We start from the raw sequence: 16,582 nt of genomic DNA on the forward strand, positions 1-16,582 counted from the left end.
CACCGAGGAACGCCCATGCCCCAAGTTACCGTGACCTTCTTCGGCGCGCTGCGGCACATCACCGGCGTGCCGCGTCTCACGCTGGAAATCCCCCCCGGCACCACCGTGGCACAACTCAAAGCCCTGCTGCTGGAACGCTACCCGGAACTGGACAAATCGTTCCAGGGGATTGTCACTTCCATTGGTGAAATCACCGCCGAAGACGATGAAATCGTGCCCGATGGCGCGCAAGTTGCGCTTTTTCACCCCATCGCCGGCGGCAGCGAGGCAGCGCCGGAAAGTGCTTTCCCCACCCTCGCCCTGGTGACGGAAGAAACGCTGGATTTGAACGCCCTGGTCGCCCGCATCACCGCCCCCACCACGGGCGCGGTGGTGTTCTTCACCGGTGTGGTGCGCGGCCGCACCGGTGAACAGGAAACCGCCTATCTGGAATACGAAGCCTACCGCGAGATGGCCGAGGCCAAACTGCAACAGGTGGCCGCCGAAATTCGTGAGCGCTGGCCGAAGGTGGAAGGCATCGTCCTGGTGCAACGCATCGGCCGGCTGGAAGCCGGCACGCCCACGGTGCTGGTGGCCTGCGCTGCCCCCCACCGCAACGACGGCGCTTTTGAAGCCGCCCGCTACGGCATCAATCGGCTCAAAGAAATCGTGCCGGTGTGGAAAAAGGAAATCGGCCCGTCGGGCGAGCATTGGGTGCATGGCCACTACCACCCCACCGCCCAGGACGAACGCCCCTCAGCCCCTCCAGAACACTGACCACGGGCGCCAAGCACCAAACACGGAGCACTTCACCTATGAGCATTCCCTGGCGCTGCGCTTCTTGCGGCACCCCCTACCCCGACGACGCTTTGCCCTACCGCTGCCCCAAATGCGGCGACATCTTCGACCGCGTCGAAGCCCCTCGCTTCGCTCCCGAAGCCGTCGACAATGCCCTGCCCGGCATCTGGCGTTACCGCCACACCTTTGCCCTGCCGCCGGAAACCCCACCCGTCAGCCTGGGCGAAGGCCGTACCCCGCTGGTATGGGACGAAGCCTTTGGGCGGCGCGTGGCCTTCAAACTGGAATTCATCAACCCCACCGGATCCCACAAAGACCGGGGGGCGGCGCTGATGGCGGCCTTCCTGAAAAGCCGCGGCGTCACCACCGCGGTGGAAGACTCTTCCGGCAATGCGGGAGCCGCGTTTGCCGCCTACGCCGCCCGCGCGGGCATCCACGCCCGGATCTACACCCCGGCTTACGCCTCGCCGGTGAAACGGGCACAAATGGCCGCCTACGGGGCCGAAGTGGTGGCCGTGGACGGCCCGCGTTCCGCCGCCGCCGAAGCCGCCCGCCAGGACGCCGACCGCGGCATCCCCTACGCCAGCCACGCCTTCCTGCCCGTCGGGTTGGATGGCTACGCCACGATTGCTTACGAAATCTACGAGCAAATGGGCGCGCCCGCGTCGGTCGTCGCCCCCGTAGGGCACGGCGGGCTGCTGCTGGGCATCGCGCGCGGCTTCCTGGCGCTGCTGGCAGGCGGCGTCATCGAGAAAATGCCGCGCCTGTTCGGCGTCCAGGCCCTGGCTTGCGCGCCGGTGTGGGCCGTGGCCCGTGGCGGGCGCGAAGCCCTTGGATGGGTTACCGACCAGTTGCCTACCGTGGCCGAGGGCGTGCGCGTCCGCTGGCCAGTGTGGGGCGACAAACTTCTGAATACCATCGAAGGCCACGATGGCACTTTCCTGGTAGTGGAAGAAGAAGCCATTTTGCCCGGACGAGAGGAACTGGCGCGCCGCGGTTTCTTCGTCGAACCCACTTCGGCCATCGTATGGGACGCCCTGCGCCAGATCGCCAACTGTGCGCCCGACCCAATCGCTGTTGTCTTGACCGGTAGTGGTTTCAAGGCCCCCCAAGTCACCCCCGTTTCCGAAGGAGAAAAAGAGCAATGACCGAACGCGTTGTCATCACCGGCATGGGCACCGTCAACCCCCTTGGGCATACCGTAGCCGAAAGCTGGGAAGCGGCACTCCATGGCACCTCCGGCGTGGGGCCCATTACACTGTTCGATGCGTCGCGCCTGAAAGTCCACATTGCCGCCGAAGTCAAAAACTTCGACCCCACCCGATACATTGACCGCAAGGAAGTGCGCCGCACCAGCCGCTTTGAGCAATTTGCCCTCGCCGCAGCCCAGGAAGCCATTGCCCAGGCAGGCATCGCTGCCGACACCGAAGACCCCTACCGGGTGGCCGTGATTGTCGCCTCGGCTATCGGGGGGCTGGAACGGCTTTCGGAAAACGTCCTCATTGCCCACAAACGCGACCCCTCGCGCATCAGCCCCTTCGTGATTCCCATGATGATGTCTAACGGCGCCGCGTCGCTGATTGCCATGCACCACGGCTTCCACGGCCCCTCGTTTTCCACAGCCTCAGCATGCGCCTCTGGCAACGATGGCATTGGGGTAGCATGGCACCTGATCCGCTCTGGTGCCGCCGATGTTGCCATCACCGGCGGCAGCGAAGCCACCATCACCTTTACCGGCGTGGGCGCGTTCGACCGCTTGGGGGCGCTTTCCCGCCGCAACGACGACTGGAGCATGACGCCCCAACCCTTCGACAAAAACCGCGACGGCCTGGTGATGGGCGAAGGGGCTGGCATCCTGGTGCTGGAAAGCGAGCGTCACGCCAAAGCGCGCGGGGCTGAAATTCTGGCCGAACTGGCCGCCTACGGAGCCACAGCCGACGCCTATCACGTCACCGCTCCCCACCCCGAAGGCACCGCCGGGGCCAAGGCCATTTTGCTGGCCCTGGAAACCGCAGGCGTGACCCCCGACGAAGTGGACTACATCAACGCCCACGGCACAGCCACCCAACTCAACGACGTCTCCGAAACCCGCGCCATCAAACGCGCCTTCGGCGAGCAGGCCTACCGCATCCCGATTTCCTCCACCAAGTCCATGACCGGCCACATGATGGGTTCGACCGGTGCGCTGGAAGCCATCTTCTGCGTGCAGGCCATTCGCGAAGGCGTGGTGCCGCCCACCATCCACTACGAAACCCCCGACCCCGAATGCGACCTGGACTACGTGCCCAACGAACCGCGCGAACATGCGGTCGAAGTTGCCATCAGCAACGCTTTCGGCTTTGGCGGACACAACGCCATTCTGGTGTTCCGCAAATACACCGGATAACCCCTCATGCTCACGGGGAGCCCCAAACCACAGATTCCGCAGATTTTCGCGGCGTTCCCCAAGCGTGAGCCATTCGCAAAATCTGTGGTGCTGAAAACCTCGAACGCGGCGAGCACCGGCCACCCAGCCCGGCTGGGCGGTCGGCGTTCCTTGCGTTCCCAGGAGTGTGCTCTATGGAAACGCGCTTGCTCGAAACACCCCAGGCCTTCGCACAGCGCCTGGGCCTTCACTTCAACGACCTGCGGCTGTTGATTCGGGCGCTCACCCATCGCTCGTACGTCAACGAACACCGCGACGCGCTGGAAGACAACGAGCGGCTGGAATTTTTAGGCGATGCCATTTTGGATTTCGTCGTGGGGGAATGGCTCTATCACCACTTTCCCGAAATGGATGAGGGAGCGCTGACCCGCTTGCGCTCGGCGCTGGTCTGCCGCGAGCAACTGGCCGAGTTTGCCCGCCAAACCGGGCTCGACCGCGCCATGCTGCTGGGCCACGGTGAAGACGCCCACGGCGGGCGGCGGCGTGACACCCTGCTCTCAGCCACCTTCGAAGCCCTCATCGGCGCCCTTTACCTGGACAGCGGACTGAAAGCCGTGCGTGACTTTCTCTTCCCGCTGCTGGAACCGGCGGTTGACTACATTCTGGAACGCCGTCTCGACGAAGACCCCAAAAGCGTGCTCCAGGAACGCGTCCAGGCCATGGGCTACGATTCACCTGCTTACCGCACGGTGCGCGTGGAAGGCCCTGACCACCAGCGCCGGTTTGAAATTGAAGTCGTGGTAGGCAATACACCGTGGGGCCGCGGCACAGGCCCCAGCAAGCGCGAAGCCACCAAAAACGCCGCCCGCGTTGCCTTGCAACGGCTGGAACGCGGCGAACTCCCCCCGGAATAAATTCTAATGACTGTTTCTCGCCCCCCTGCTTCTGCCCCGCTCATTCTTCTGGTCGACGACGACGCCGAACTGACCCACATCCTGGAAGAATTTCTCAGCCAGCAAGGCTTCCGCACCCTCTCTGCCCACACCATCAAAGCCGCCCTCGCCGTGCTGCGCCACGAAACCCCTACCTTACTCATCGCAGATATGCGCCTGCCTGACGGCAGCGGCAACGACCTGATTGCCTACCTGCGCCAACAGCCCGAAGGGGAAGCCGTGCCGGTCATCGTGGTTTCCGCGCTGGCCGATGCTTCCAGCGTTCAGACCGCCCGCCGCTTCGGGGCCGACGAATACCTCATCAAGCCCTTTCACCCCGACGAACTGCTGGCCGTGGTGCAAAACAGCCTGCACCGCAGGCGGGCCGTTGAGCAACTGGTCACACGCGAAGCCCACCTGCAAACCGTCACCATCTTAGCCAAAACCATCGAAGCCCGCGACGCCTACACCGGCGGCCACGTGGAACGCGTCAGCACCTACGCGCGCAAACTGGCCGAGGCTTTAGGCTGGTCGGCGGAAGACCTGATGCTGCTGGAATTCGGCGCGCTGCTGCACGACATCGGCAAAATCACCATTCCCGAAAACATCCTCAACAAACCCGGCCCTCTCACCCCCGAAGAGCGCGCCATCATGCGCGAACACCCCCAACGCGGCGCTGAAATTCTGCGCCATGTCAGCCACCTGCGCCCCACCATTCCCTACATCCTGTATCACCACGAGCGCTGGGATGGAAAAGGCTACCCCGAAGGGTTACGCGGTGAAGCCATTCCCCCCGAAGGCCGCCTGCTGGCCATTGTGGATGCTTACGATGCCATGACCACCCGCCGCCCCTATCGCACGCACCCCCTCGGCAAAGCCGAAGCAGCCGCCGAGATCCTGCGCCAGAGCGGCACCATCTTCGACCCCCAGATGGCAAAAACTTTCGTGCATCTTGTGCAGGAAGGCAAGATCTAAACCTCTATCCAAAAGACATTGCGGCACACATTGCGAGGAACCCCGCCGGGACAAGCCTTTCCCTTTACGGCGGGCAGGCGACCCTTCGGGGCCGTGCCGTCTGGCATCTGAGCACAAACCACGCCCTATCTTCCCCACCAAAACCAGACCGCATACGCCGAAGCAATGCCCAACACCACGCCCCAGAAGGCTTCCCACTGGGTGTGGCCGAGCACTTCGCGCAGGGCTTCCCCCGCGGGCAGGTGGCCGTCTTGCAAATCGGCCACGATGCGGTTGAGCAAAGCCGCGTGCTCCCCGGCCTGGCGGCGCACACCGGTCGCGTCGTAAATCACAATGAGGGCGAAAGCCACCGCAACGCCAAACAGCGGCGAGCCAAAACCCTGCCACAGCCCTGCCGCCCAGGCCGCCGCCGAAACCAGCGCCGAATGTGAACTCGGCATCCCGCCCGGGCTGACCCACAGGCCCCAATCCCACTTCCGGGTGCGGATGTAAGCCAGCGGCACCTTCCCGCCCTGCGCCAGCAGCCAGGCCAGGAAGGCGCTCCAGAAAACGCCGTTGTGCAGCAAGGCGCTCATGCGCCTTCCCCCGCCGCCTCATCGTCGGCGGCAAAGGGCTGCAACGCCCCGCCGCTCAAACGCTGCACCTTCAATTCGGCCTCTTCCAGCAGGCGGCGGCAACGCTGCAAAAGCGCCTGGCCGCGCGCATAAAGCGCCAGGGCTTCTTCCAGGGGGTGCTCCTGCTGTTCCAGCGCGGCGACCACGGCTTCCAGTTCGCTAAAAGCCTGCTCGTAGGTCAGGGTTTCAACCGGCGGGGGGGTGGTTTCATCGGCCATCATCGGCATCCTCCTCAAAAACATAGCCTGCCTGCAAGAGGGCACGGCGCGCCGCGCACCAGCGGTCGGCAGGCACCCAAAGGTAATCGGTATCGTAGGTGGAAACCGCCAAAATCGGAGTGCCCGCGGCAGCCAGCACCTGACTCAGCCCCGCCAGCACACCCACCAGCGAAAAATCCAGCGCGCCCGCCACACGAAAGCCGCGCCACGGCCCCTCGCGGCGGGAATTTTCAGGGGCGGGGAGGCTTTCCGGAAGCAACAGCGAAATCTCGCCAACGGTGCGAGCACAGAAAACGCCTTCGGCCTGGCACAGTGCTACCGGCAGGGCGGCTTCCGGCGGCAGGCGGTAAATGAAATATGCCGCCGGCAACGCGCTCAACCGCAAAGATTCAGCGGGCAGGGTCGTTGTCATGGGCTGTCACCCGGGCGCGCAGGCCGCCTTCCGCCAGACGAACGCGAATCTCGGCATCCACGGGCGCTTGCGCTGGCTGCCGCACGACCTGCCCTTTGGCGTCGGTCACCAACGCATAGCCGCGCCGCAGCACGGCGAGGGGGTTCAGGGCTTCCAGCCGTTGCGTCAACCCTTCCAGCCGCATCCGCCGCAGAGCAAAGGCATGTTGGGCCGCGGTATCCATCTGGCGAGCCAGTTCATCGAGGCGCTGCGCCTGCGAAAACAGGCGGTAGAGCGGCGCGTGGCGCTGCAGGCGCACTTCCAGCGCGGTCAAATCTGCCCGGCGGGAAGCCAAAGCCGCCATTGCAGCGCGGTTCAGGCGGGTTTCCAGCCCCCGCAGCACCATCAGCAGGTCGTCGCGGTGCGGCACGGCCTGTTCCGCCGCACCGGTGGGCGTGGGGGCGCGCAGGTCGGCGGCGTAATCGGCCAGGGTGAAGTCAGTTTGATGCCCCACGCCGGTAATCACCGGCGCTTCGGAAGCCGCCACCGCGCGCACCACGGCTTCGTCGTTGAAGGCCCACAGGTCTTCCAGCGAGCCGCCGCCGCGCGCCAGGATGATGAGGTCGGGGCGGGCATGGGCATTCAAGGCGCGCAGGGCTTCCACAATGGCGGCGGGGGCTTCCTGCCCCTGCACCAGCGCGGGCGCAAGCACCACCTCGGCCAGCGGATAGCGGCGGCGCAGGGTGTTGAGAATATCGCGCAGGGCGGCGCCCGTGGCCGAAGTCACCACGCCAATGCGCTGCGGAAAGCGCGGCAGGGGGCGCTTGCGGGCTTCGTCGAACAGCCCCTCGGCCTCCAGTTTGGCCTTCAGGCGCTGGAATTCCCGATAGAGCGCGCCTTCCCCCACCGGCCGAAGCACATCGGCATAAAACTGGTAGCGCCCTCCGGCTTCGTAGACGTCAATATGGCCGTGGGCTTCCACCGCGTCGCCGTTGCGGGGCAGAAAATGGCGCTGCTGGCGCAGCACCTGGGGTTTCCACATCACGCAGGGCAGTTGAGCCTTGCCGTCCTTGAGGGTAAAGTAGGCGTGCCCCGAGGAAGCGACTTTGAAATTGGAAACCTCGCCCTGCACCCACAATTCGCGCAGGTTGTCATCGCTGGCAACGAGGTCGCGGATGTAGCGCGTGAGGTCGGTAATCGTCCAAACGGGGGGGCGGAAGAATTCTTCGAACAGCATGACCTAATGATAACAGAAAACCGCCTGCGCGGGGCAGGCGGTTAAGTCAAACCACAGATTACACAGATTTGCACAGAAAACACAGATTCGGTGGGGTTTTATGCCTTTTCCATCCCCTTCTGTGCCTTCGGTGAATTTCTGTGGTTTCTCGCTTTATTTATCCACCAGCGGGTTGGGCACACCCTTGGGGTTTTCGCGGTAATCGTAAAAGCCGATGCCGGTCTTGCGCCCTAAGTAGCCCGCGTCTACCATCTTGCGCAGCAAATAAGCCGGGCGGTATTTGTCGTCGCCCAGGTCGCGCTGGAGCACTTCCATCACGAACAGCACCACATCCACGCCGATCAGGTCGGCAAGGTAAAGCGGCCCCATGGGGTGGTTCATGCCGAGTTTCATCACGGTGTCGATGGCTTCCACCGAGCCGACGCCTTCTTCCAACGCGAACACGGCTTCGTTGATCATCGGGCACAAAATGCGGTTGGAAATGAAGCCGGGGCGGTCGTTGGCTTCCACAGGCACCTTGCCCATGGCCTTGGAAACCTCAAACACGGTGGCCGTGGTCTCGTCGGAAGTCGCCAGCCCGCGGATGACTTCCACCAGCCGCATCAGGGGCACCGGGTTCATGAAGTGCATCCCGATGACCTTTTCGGGGCGCTGGGTGACCGAGCCGATTTTGGTAATCGGGATGGAAGAAGTGTTGGAAGCCAGAATCGCATCGGGGCGGGTGATGCCGTCCAGGTCGCGGAAGATGTCCAGTTTGATGGCGGGGTTTTCGGTGGCCGCTTCGATGACCAGGTCGGCATCGGCGGCATCGGCCAAGGTGTCGGTAGTGCGGATGTTGAGGGCGGCTTCCCGCTGCTCGGCGGTGATTTTGCCCTTTTCCAGCAGTTTGGCCGTGGATTTGTCAATGGTCTTTTTCGCACGCTCGATCTGCTCGGGCACGACGTCCATCATAGTGACTTCAAAGCCGGAAACCGCGGCGGTCTGGGCAATGCCGTTGCCCATAGTGCCTGCGCCGACGACGAAAATTTTCTTGATGCTCATTTCTTCACTCCTTTGTTGCTTGGTTACTTCGTTGCCTAGTGACCTGGTTGCCTGGTGATGGAACAAACCAAGTAACCAGGTCACTCATCGACCAGGTAACTAACCGCCTAACTCCACCGCCATCCCCACGGCTTCGCCGCCGCCAAGGCAGAGGGCTGCGATGCCGCGCTTCAGGCCGCGGTCTTTGAGGGCGTAAATCAGCGTGGTGAGGATGCGCGCCCCGCTCGCACCGATGGGATGGCCGAGGGCAATTGCACCGCCGTGGACGTTCACCTTGTCCCAATCCCAGCCCATGTCGGCGAGTTCCTTGCCATTGGCCAGCGCCTGGGCGGCAAAGGCTTCGTTGAGTTCGATCAGGTCCACATCGTCCAGCGTCCAGCCCGCTTTGGCAAGCACCTTGGGAATGGCTTTGGCCGGGGCGGAGAAAATCCACTTGGGTTCCACCGCGGCGTAGCCGTAAGCCACGATGCGGGCAAGGGGCTGCGCGCCGATTTCCTCGGCATAGGCCTGGCTGGCAACCACCAGGGCTGCCGCGCCGTCGTTCAGGCCGGGGGAGTTGCCCGCGGTGACAATGCCATCGGGCTTGAAAGCCGGGCGCAGTTTCGCAAGCACCTCCAGCGAGGTGTCGCGGCGCGGGGTTTCGTCGGTGTCCACCACCGTGACCTTGCCCTTGCGACCGGGGATTTCCAGGGGCACGATTTCGGCCTTGAACTTGCCGGCATCCATGGCGGCAATGGCTTTCTGGTGGCTGGCATAGGCAAATTCATCCAGTTCCTGACGGGTGATGCCAAACTGCTCCGCGATGAACTCCGCCGCGCCGCCCATGTGCCAGTCTTCGAAGGGGCACCAGAGGCCATCTTTGAGCAGGGCGTCGGTCAACTGGCTGTGGCCATAGCGCAATTCGCCCAGACGCCCCCACAGCAGGAAGGGTGCGTTGCTCATGCTTTCCATGCCGCCCGCCACGAACAGCCGTCCATCCCCGGCTTTCACGGCCTGGGCAGCCAGCATCACGGCCTTGAGGCCAGAGCCGCACACCTTGTTGACGGTGAACGCGCCCACGGTGGCAGGCAGGCCACCAAAAATTGCAGCCTGCCGCGCCGGGTTCTGGCCTTCCCCGGCAGTGACGACGTTGCCCATCACCACTTCCTCAATAGCCGCGAGGTCGGGAAGGCCTGCGCGGGCCACGGCTTCCCGCACCACGGCCGCGCCGAGTTTCACGGCGGGGAGAGGCGAAAGCGCTCCACGGAAGCGCCCCATGGGGGTACGCACGGCGCTGAGAATGACGGGAACGGTGTTCTTGTCCACAAGTGCCTCCTCGGTGATAAAAATAAACCGAGCCTGCGCCCGGTTTTATGCCTCAGTTGCCCACGCCTCCCGCACCCGCGCGTAGGTGGTTTCCAGCGATTCGGGAAGCACGCGGGTTTGCGCCAGGGTGGACATGAAATTGGTGTCGCCCGACCAGCGGGGCACGATGTGCATGTGCAGGTGAGCGGCAATACCTGCGCCTGCGGCAGCCCCCAGGTTCATGCCCACGTTGAACGCCTGCGGGTGATACACCGCCCGCAGCACCCGAATGGCCTGGGCTGTCAATTCCATCATTTCAGCCCGGGTGTCGGCGTCCAGCGCCACCAGGTCGGCCTCGTGCCGAAAGGGGATGACCATCAGGTGGCCGCTGGTGTAGGGGTAGCGGTTGAGCATCACAAAAGCCCGTTGCCCGCGATAAACGATCAGGTTTTCGGGGCTATCGGGCTGCTTTTGCGCCTTGCAAAACACGCAGCCTTCTTCACGAATGTGGTTTTCAATGTATTCCATCCGCCAGGGAGACCAGAGATAATCCATGAGCACCTCGAAAGCATGAAAATGGCGCAGAGGTGAGCGCCGCGTGCTCTATTGTAGCAGAAAACGATTTTTCGCGGGGACAGAATACGGATTGCTAAGGGGTCTTCCCCACGGTGACATAGGGGCGTAAAGTCGCCAGCAGCGCAGGGCCAATGCCTTTGACGGCCAGCAGGTCGTCCACCGTTTGGAAAGCGCCGTGCGTGCGGCGATAGTCAATAATGCGCTGAGCCAACGCCGGCCCAATGCGCGGCAGGGCTTCCAGTTCAGCGGCCGTGGCTGTGTTGAGGTTCACCCGCGCTTCCGGTGAGATCATAGTGCCCAACGGAGCGGGTGTCGGCGTCACCCCATAGGGTGTGGGGGTATTGCGAAAGGGAACGTAAATCCACAAGCCATCGGTAAGCCTGGCGGCCTGGTTGACGATTTCCTGCGCAGCATCAGCACGGAAGCCCCCCGCCGCCATAATGGCATCGCGCACGCGGCTGCCGCGAGGCAGCGCATACACCCCAGGGTGCTGCACAGCCCCCGCCACATCCACCACCAGCGGTGCAGGCGTCGGCGTGGGCGGCGGCGGGAGCAAAACGACCGGCTTTCCACGGGGTGGCGCTGCCACAGCCACAGCAACACCCGAAAGCACCACCCCGACCAAAACGCCCAACGCAAGGTCTATCCAGCGCTTCATCACACCCTCCATGTCACATCACACCCCCGAGGGGGAAGCACACGTCGCTGACACCCTTATTTTACTCCTGCTGCCCCCACAAGAGGAAAGGGTTTATAATTTCGGTGCGTTTGACAGGAGCCTGTTCCCTATCCTTGCCCAGCCGCAATTGGAGAATTTCCATGACTCAAGACTACCTCTTCCGCGGTTCTCTCAAAGACCTTGACCCCGCCCTGTACGAACTCACCCAGGTGGAAGCCGAGCGGCAGGTGCGGCGGCTGATTCTCATCCCCAGCGAGAGCCAGGCGCCTTTGGCCGTGCGCGAGGCCATGGCCTCGGCCTTCCAGAACATTTACGCTGAAGGCTACCCACCGGAGCACTGGCGCTGGCTGAGCGATGAGGAAATTCTGGATTACAAAGCCCGCTTAGCCGAATACCGCCGCCTGGCCGACCCGCGCTATTACAAGGGCGTGGAATACGCCGACATCGTGGAATCCTTAGCCCGCCGCCGCTGTGCGGAGGCTTTCGCGGCCAACGGCGTGAGTGCGGATGACATTTTCGTCAACGTCCAGCCCCTCTCCGGCGCACCGGCCAACAACGCGGTCTATCACGCCCTCATCCAGCCCGGCGACACCATCCTTTCCATGCACCTCGTCCACGGCGGGCACCTCTCCCACGGCTCGCGCGCCAACCGCACGGGCAAACTTTACAATCCGGTGCACTACACGGTGGACCCGGAAACCGAGCGCCTGGATTACGACCAGATCGAAGCCCTGGCGCTGGAACACAAGCCCAAAATCATCGTCGCGGGCTATTCGTCCTATCCGTGGAGTGTGGATTGGGCGCGCTTCCGCGCCATTGCCGACAAAGTGGGCGCGTATTTGATGGCCGACATCGCCCACGTCGCGGGGCTGGTAGTCGGCGGGGCGTACCCCTCGCCCGTAGGCTATGCTCACGTCATCTCTTTCACCACCCACAAGACCCTCGGCGGCCCCCGCGGGGCGGTCATTCTCACCACCAATCCCGTGATTGCCCGCAAGATCGACCGCGCCGTGTTCCCCGGCGAGCAGGGCGGGCCGCATGTCAATGTTTTCGCTGCTTTAGCCCTGCTGTTCAAACTGGCGCAGACCGAGCAGTTCAGCCAGTATGCCCATCAGGTGGTGAAAAACTGCATCGCTTTCACCGACCGTCTGGCCGAGCGGGGTTTCCGCATCCCCTACGGCGGCACCGACACCCACCTGATGAACCTGGACTGCAAGAGCGTGCGCGGCCCCGACGGAACGCCCCTTTCCGGCGACCTGGCCGCCCGCATTCTGGATGTGGCCGGCATCGTGGTCAACCGCAACACCATCCCCGGCGACAAGGGCGCGAAGAACCCCTCGGGCATCCGCATGGGCACGCCCTGGCTGACCCAGCGGGGCTTCGACGAGGCCATGAGCCGCGAACTGGCCGATGTCATCGCCGACCTGCTCTGGGCCGTCACGCCCTACACCGTGGACGGCAAGCAGCGCGCCAAGGTGGATTACGACGCCCTGCAGGAAGCCCGCCTGCGGGTGCGCGACCTGGCCGAGCGCGCCGGCCGGGATTTCGAGCCCCAGGGCTTCGGCTACCCCCACTTCTACTATGCCGATGATAAACCCCAGCGTGCGGGCGACCTCACGGTGCTGGAAATCGGCGGCGAGCGGGTGCGCCAGTTCCTCAATTTTGCCCTGGCCTCGGATGTGGAAGCCCTGGAACCCGGCCAGACGCAGCCTACCCGCCTGCACACCCCCAAAGGCTGGGTACAGGGCACGCTGCGCTGTGTGGAACCCCGCCGCTTCCGCCTGACCGTGCCGCGCGAGCAGGCTTCCCTGGTGATGACCTACCTGCGCGACCTCTCCGATGGCTACATTGCCTTTGGCGATGACGACCTCACGCGCAAAATCCCCGGCCCGGTGTGGGTGCTGGAAGCCCTGGATGGGGAACCCGACGCGCTGCCCCAGGGGGAGGTGCAGCCTGCAGAGAGCAAGCCGTACTTCGTGGGTCTGGATCTCACCCCTCCCCCGCCGCAGCCTTCGGCTGCAGTCTCCCCCTCCCCTCCCTTAGTAAGGGAGGGGAGGGGGGCGGGGGGTGGGGAGAGATCCCTCCCTGCCTTCCAATGGGAAGAAACCGAACCCGAAACCCTGCGCCGCACGCCCATTTACGACCTGCACAAGCGTTTGGGCGCGAAGATGGTGCCCTTCGCGGGCTGGGAAATGCCGGTGTGGTACTCCTCGGTGCTGGAAGAGCACCTCGCGGTGCGCGAGGCCGCCGGCCTGTTCGACGTCACCCACATGGGCGTGTATCAGGTGGAAGGCCCGGACGCTGCCGCCTTCCTGGACAGCGTGTACGCCAACGACATCGGCAAACTCAAGGTGGGCGAGGCGGAATACACCCACTTCCTCACCCCCGACGCCGAGGTGATCGACGACCTGTATGTGTACCGCTACGAGCCGGAAGCCTATCTGGTGGTGGTCAACGCTGCCAACGACGAGAAGGACTGGGCCTGGCTGAACGCGGTCAGGGAAGGCAAGGTGAAGGTGGATAATGCACGCCCGTGGGCGCAGGCCTTTGGCCGGAGCGCGGTGCTGCGCAACCTGCGCGATCCCAAAGAAGGCGCGGACATGCGGGTGGATTTAGCCCTGCAGGGGCCGCGCTCGCGGGATGTGCTGCTGGCCCTGGGCGTGGATGCCGCCACCGAGCGCCGCATCCGCCGGATGAAGCGCAACCATGTGATTCGTGCCACCGTGGGCGGCTTCGACCTCATCGTCTCGCGCACGGGCTACACGGGCGAAAAGATGGCTTTCGAACTCTTCGTGCACCCCGACCGGGCAGCGGACCTCTTCGTAGCGCTGCTCAAGGCCGGCGAACCCTTCGGCCTCAAGCCGTGCGGGCTGGGCGCGCGCGATTCGCTGCGCACCGAGGCCGGGCTGCCCCTCTACGGCCACGAGATGGGCGGCACGCTCAATTTGGGCGTGGGCGAGGCCGGTTTCGCCAGGTTCGTCAAGACCTACAAGCCGTGGTTCATCGGCCGCGAGGCCTTCCTGGCCCGCGAGGCCACGCGGCAGCAGGAAATCGTGCGCTTCCGCTTCACCGACAGGCACGTCCGCATGGCGCACCTCGGCGACCCGGTGCTCGACAAGCGCGGCAAGGTGATCGGCGTGGTGACCAGTTGCGCCATCGACCGGGAAGGCTACCTGACCGGGCAGGCGGTGGTGCTGCGCAAGTACACTGCTGAGGGCACACCGCTGTTCATCCTGCAAGGCGCCGAGCGGCTGAAGAAAGCCCCCAAAGCCCCCGCCGAACTGCAACCGGGCGACAGCCTGCCCCTGCCCACCGCGGCGGTGGTGGTGAGGCGGTTCCCGAAATAGGCCGGGGGGAGCAATCTCCCCACACGCTTGACGCCCTCGCCTTCTTGCGGGTAGAATTGCCCTACCCGGGGCGATGGCGGAACAGGCAGACGCCGGGGACTTAAAATCCTCTGGGGCGCAAGCCCCGTGTGGGTTCGACTCCCACTCGCCCCACCATCTCAAGGTTCCCACCGCAGTGTGGGAACCTTTGCTTTTGATGCCCTCCTTGGCTGGCCTTCCTTCCTTGGCCCCGCCATCCTTTGCTGGCGGCTCTCCTCGTCTGGCAGGTACAGCGTTGCAAAGGCTGCCGCCTTTCCTCCTCCAAAAAGCCCTCCGAAGTCGCCTTCCCAAAAAAGGTTTTATGCTATACTGAAAACACACTTCGCCAATTTTTCATCCCCTGGAGGAGGTCACACCATGCCTGCGTACGATTACCAACTGCTACTCAAGCGTCTCCTGGAACAAGGCGTCCGCTGGGCTCCCGACCAGAAGATTTACTACCGCGACCAGTGGGAATACACCTACACCGAAATGTACCAACGCGTGCTGCGGCTCGGGGCGGCACTAAAAGCTGCTGGCGCCAAAATCGGCACCAAAGTCGGCGTCATCGAATGGGACAGCCACCGCTACCTCGAAATGTACTTCGGTATTCCGGGCATTGGTGCCATCCTCCATACCATCAATCCCCGCCTTTCCCCTGCCGACCTGGCCTACACCGTCATCCATGCCGAAGACGAAATCATGGTCTTCCACGAAGACTTCCTGCCCCTGGTCGAAAAACTTGCCCCGCAACTGACCAGCGTCCGCCAATACATCATTATTACGGATAAAGACACCCCACCTGAAACGCCACTCACCGACCTGGATTACGAAACCTGGCTCAGCAGCGTGCAGCCGCTGGAAGACCTACCCGACCTGCCGGAAGACACCCAGGCCACGCTGGCTTACACCACCGGCACCACCGGAAAACCCAAAGGCGTGTATTTCACCCAACGCCAACTGGTACTGCACGGCCTCTCGGGCGGCCTGGCACTGAGCGCGTTGGGGGATTTCGGGGGCATCAGCAAATACGACGTCTACATGCCCCTGACCCCGATGTTCCATGTCCATGCGTGGGGCGTGCCGTATGTTTCCACCATGCTGGGGCTGAAGCAGGTCTACCCTGGCCGCTACGAGCCGCAAATGCTGCTCAAACTCATCCTCACCCACAAAGTCACCTTCAGCCACTGCGTACCCACCATCTTGCAGATGATTGTGAACGCACCGGGCATCGAAAAATACGACCTCAGCCAGTGGAAAGTGGTCATCGGCGGTGCCCGCCTCACCAAAGGGCTGGCCCAGCGCGCCCGGGAAATCGGCATCAAGGTCTCTGCCGGCTACGGCATGTCGGAAACCGCGCCCATCCTCACCCTGGCCATGCTGAAACCTTACATGGAAGACTGGGACGAGGACAAAAAACTGGACTACCTCATCAAGACCGGCGTGCCCATCCCGCTGGTAGACCTGCGCATCATCAACGAAGCCGGCGAAGACGTCGCCCACGACGGGCAGGAAAAGGGCGAAATCGTGGTTCGCACCCCCTGGCTCACGCCGGGCTACTACAAAGACCCCGAACGCTCCGAAAAACTGTGGGAAGGCGGCTGGCTGCACACCGGTGACGTCGCGGTGATCGACCAGCACGGCTACGTGCAAATCGTCGACCGCCTGAAAGACGTCATCAAGAGCGGCGGCGAGTGGATTTCCTCGCTGGAACTGGAAAACCTGCTCAGCCTGCACCCCGCCGTGCAGGAAGCCGCCGTCATCGGCATCCCCGACCCGCAGTGGGACGAGCGCCCGCTGGCGATCATCGTGCTCAAGGAAGGCCAGCACGTCGACGCCGACGGCCTGAAGACCCACCTGCAAAAATACGTTGACGAAGGCGTGATTGCCAAATGGGCGATCCCCGAGCGCTATGAATTCGTTGACGAGTTGCCCAAAACCAGCGTGGGTAAAATCGACAAAAAAGTCTTGCGCGCCCAGTTCGCACAAGACTAAAACCCGCTTTCACCGGCTGGCGGGGCGGATTTCCACCATCACGAGAAATCCGCCCCCTTTTGCTGCCCATGTCGCGCCCTGAAAAGCGCGGTGCAGGCGCTCACTCACGTCTTACCTCCTCTTTCTAAGGAAC

At 63.6% G+C, this 16,582-nt stretch carries 15 protein-coding genes and 1 tRNA gene; 8 read left to right on the forward strand and 8 right to left on the reverse strand.

What is annotated here, in order from left to right:
* The first annotated feature begins 15 nt into the window (after positions 1-15).
* The 5 genes from ENJ54_06695 to ENJ54_06715 all read left to right on the forward strand — a co-directional run bounded on the left by ENJ54_06695 (position 16) and on the right by ENJ54_06715 (position 5,049).
* Complete coding sequence (locus ENJ54_06695; protein HFC09521.1) at positions 16-756, forward strand: molybdopterin converting factor; 741 nt, start codon at positions 16-18, stop codon at positions 754-756.
* 38 nt (positions 757-794) lie between these two features.
* On the forward strand, positions 795-1,925 hold the full coding sequence (locus ENJ54_06700) for a pyridoxal-phosphate dependent enzyme (GenBank protein ID HFC09522.1): 1,131 nt from the start codon (positions 795-797) through the stop codon (positions 1,923-1,925).
* Positions 1,922-3,163 carry a beta-ketoacyl-[acyl-carrier-protein] synthase II gene (fabF, locus tag ENJ54_06705; GenBank protein ID HFC09523.1) on the forward strand — a complete coding sequence of 414 codons (1,242 nt, stop codon included), beginning with the start codon at positions 1,922-1,924 and terminating at the stop codon, positions 3,161-3,163. Before ENJ54_06700 ends, fabF begins: the two co-directional genes overlap by 4 nt.
* A 173-nt stretch (positions 3,164-3,336) precedes the next feature.
* Entirely contained in the window at positions 3,337-4,056 is a 720-nt protein-coding gene (rnc, locus tag ENJ54_06710) for a ribonuclease III (GenBank protein HFC09524.1), read from the forward strand.
* A 6-nt stretch (positions 4,057-4,062) separates the two neighbouring features.
* Complete coding sequence (locus ENJ54_06715; GenBank protein ID HFC09525.1) at positions 4,063-5,049, forward strand: HD domain-containing protein; 987 nt, start codon at positions 4,063-4,065, stop codon at positions 5,047-5,049.
* A gap of 125 nt (positions 5,050-5,174) precedes the next feature.
* Here the strand turns inward: ENJ54_06715 and ENJ54_06720 are convergent, their stop codons facing one another.
* From ENJ54_06720 to ENJ54_06755, 8 genes are all read right to left on the reverse strand, one after another.
* The gene (locus ENJ54_06720; protein ID HFC09526.1) at positions 5,175-5,624 is read right to left on the reverse strand and encodes a divergent PAP2 family protein; all 450 of its coding nucleotides are present in this window, start codon (positions 5,622-5,624) and stop codon (positions 5,175-5,177) included.
* Positions 5,621-5,881 carry an exodeoxyribonuclease VII small subunit gene (gene xseB, locus ENJ54_06725; protein HFC09527.1) on the reverse strand — a complete coding sequence of 87 codons (261 nt, stop codon included), beginning with the start codon at positions 5,879-5,881 and terminating at the stop codon, positions 5,621-5,623. The genes ENJ54_06720 and xseB overlap by 4 nt, the downstream gene beginning before the upstream one ends.
* The gene (locus tag ENJ54_06730) at positions 5,871-6,293 is read right to left on the reverse strand and encodes an ACT domain-containing protein (GenBank protein HFC09528.1); all 423 of its coding nucleotides are present in this window, start codon (positions 6,291-6,293) and stop codon (positions 5,871-5,873) included. The genes xseB and ENJ54_06730 overlap by 11 nt, the downstream gene beginning before the upstream one ends.
* A complete protein-coding gene (gene xseA / locus ENJ54_06735) occupies positions 6,271-7,509 on the reverse strand; it encodes an exodeoxyribonuclease VII large subunit (protein ID HFC09529.1) in 1,239 nt (412 codons plus the stop codon). The genes ENJ54_06730 and xseA overlap by 23 nt, the downstream gene beginning before the upstream one ends.
* A 153-nt stretch (positions 7,510-7,662) precedes the next feature.
* The gene (locus tag ENJ54_06740; GenBank protein ID HFC09530.1) at positions 7,663-8,550 is read right to left on the reverse strand and encodes a 3-hydroxybutyryl-CoA dehydrogenase; all 888 of its coding nucleotides are present in this window, start codon (positions 8,548-8,550) and stop codon (positions 7,663-7,665) included.
* A gap of 99 nt (positions 8,551-8,649) precedes the next feature.
* A complete protein-coding gene (locus ENJ54_06745) occupies positions 8,650-9,855 on the reverse strand; it encodes an acetyl-CoA C-acetyltransferase (GenBank protein ID HFC09531.1) in 1,206 nt (401 codons plus the stop codon).
* Between the two features lie 45 nt (positions 9,856-9,900).
* Positions 9,901-10,389 (reverse strand): HIT domain-containing protein, encoded by a 489-nt coding sequence (locus tag ENJ54_06750; GenBank protein HFC09532.1) that lies wholly within the window; start codon positions 10,387-10,389, stop codon positions 9,901-9,903.
* A gap of 94 nt (positions 10,390-10,483) precedes the next feature.
* Complete coding sequence (locus ENJ54_06755) at positions 10,484-11,080, reverse strand: ComEA family DNA-binding protein (protein ID HFC09533.1); 597 nt, start codon at positions 11,078-11,080, stop codon at positions 10,484-10,486.
* 149 nt (positions 11,081-11,229) lie between these two features.
* On the opposite strand from ENJ54_06755, the gene gcvT reads away from it, so the two are divergent.
* The 3 genes from gcvT to ENJ54_06770 all read left to right on the forward strand — a co-directional run bounded on the left by gcvT (position 11,230) and on the right by ENJ54_06770 (position 16,449).
* Complete coding sequence (gcvT, locus tag ENJ54_06760) at positions 11,230-14,436, forward strand: glycine cleavage system aminomethyltransferase GcvT (protein HFC09534.1); 3,207 nt, start codon at positions 11,230-11,232, stop codon at positions 14,434-14,436.
* Positions 14,437-14,503: 67 nt separating this feature from the next.
* Positions 14,504-14,592 (forward strand) — tRNA-Leu (locus tag ENJ54_06765).
* Between the two features lie 240 nt (positions 14,593-14,832).
* Positions 14,833-16,449: a fatty-acid--CoA ligase gene (locus ENJ54_06770; GenBank protein HFC09535.1), complete on the forward strand. Its 1,617-nt coding sequence runs from the start codon at positions 14,833-14,835 to the stop codon at positions 16,447-16,449.
* Positions 16,450-16,582: the final 133 nt, after the last annotated feature.

It is taken from the genome of Chloroflexota bacterium, from assembly GCA_011322445.1.
Lineage (GTDB): Bacteria > Chloroflexota > Anaerolineae > Anaerolineales > DRMV01 > DRMV01.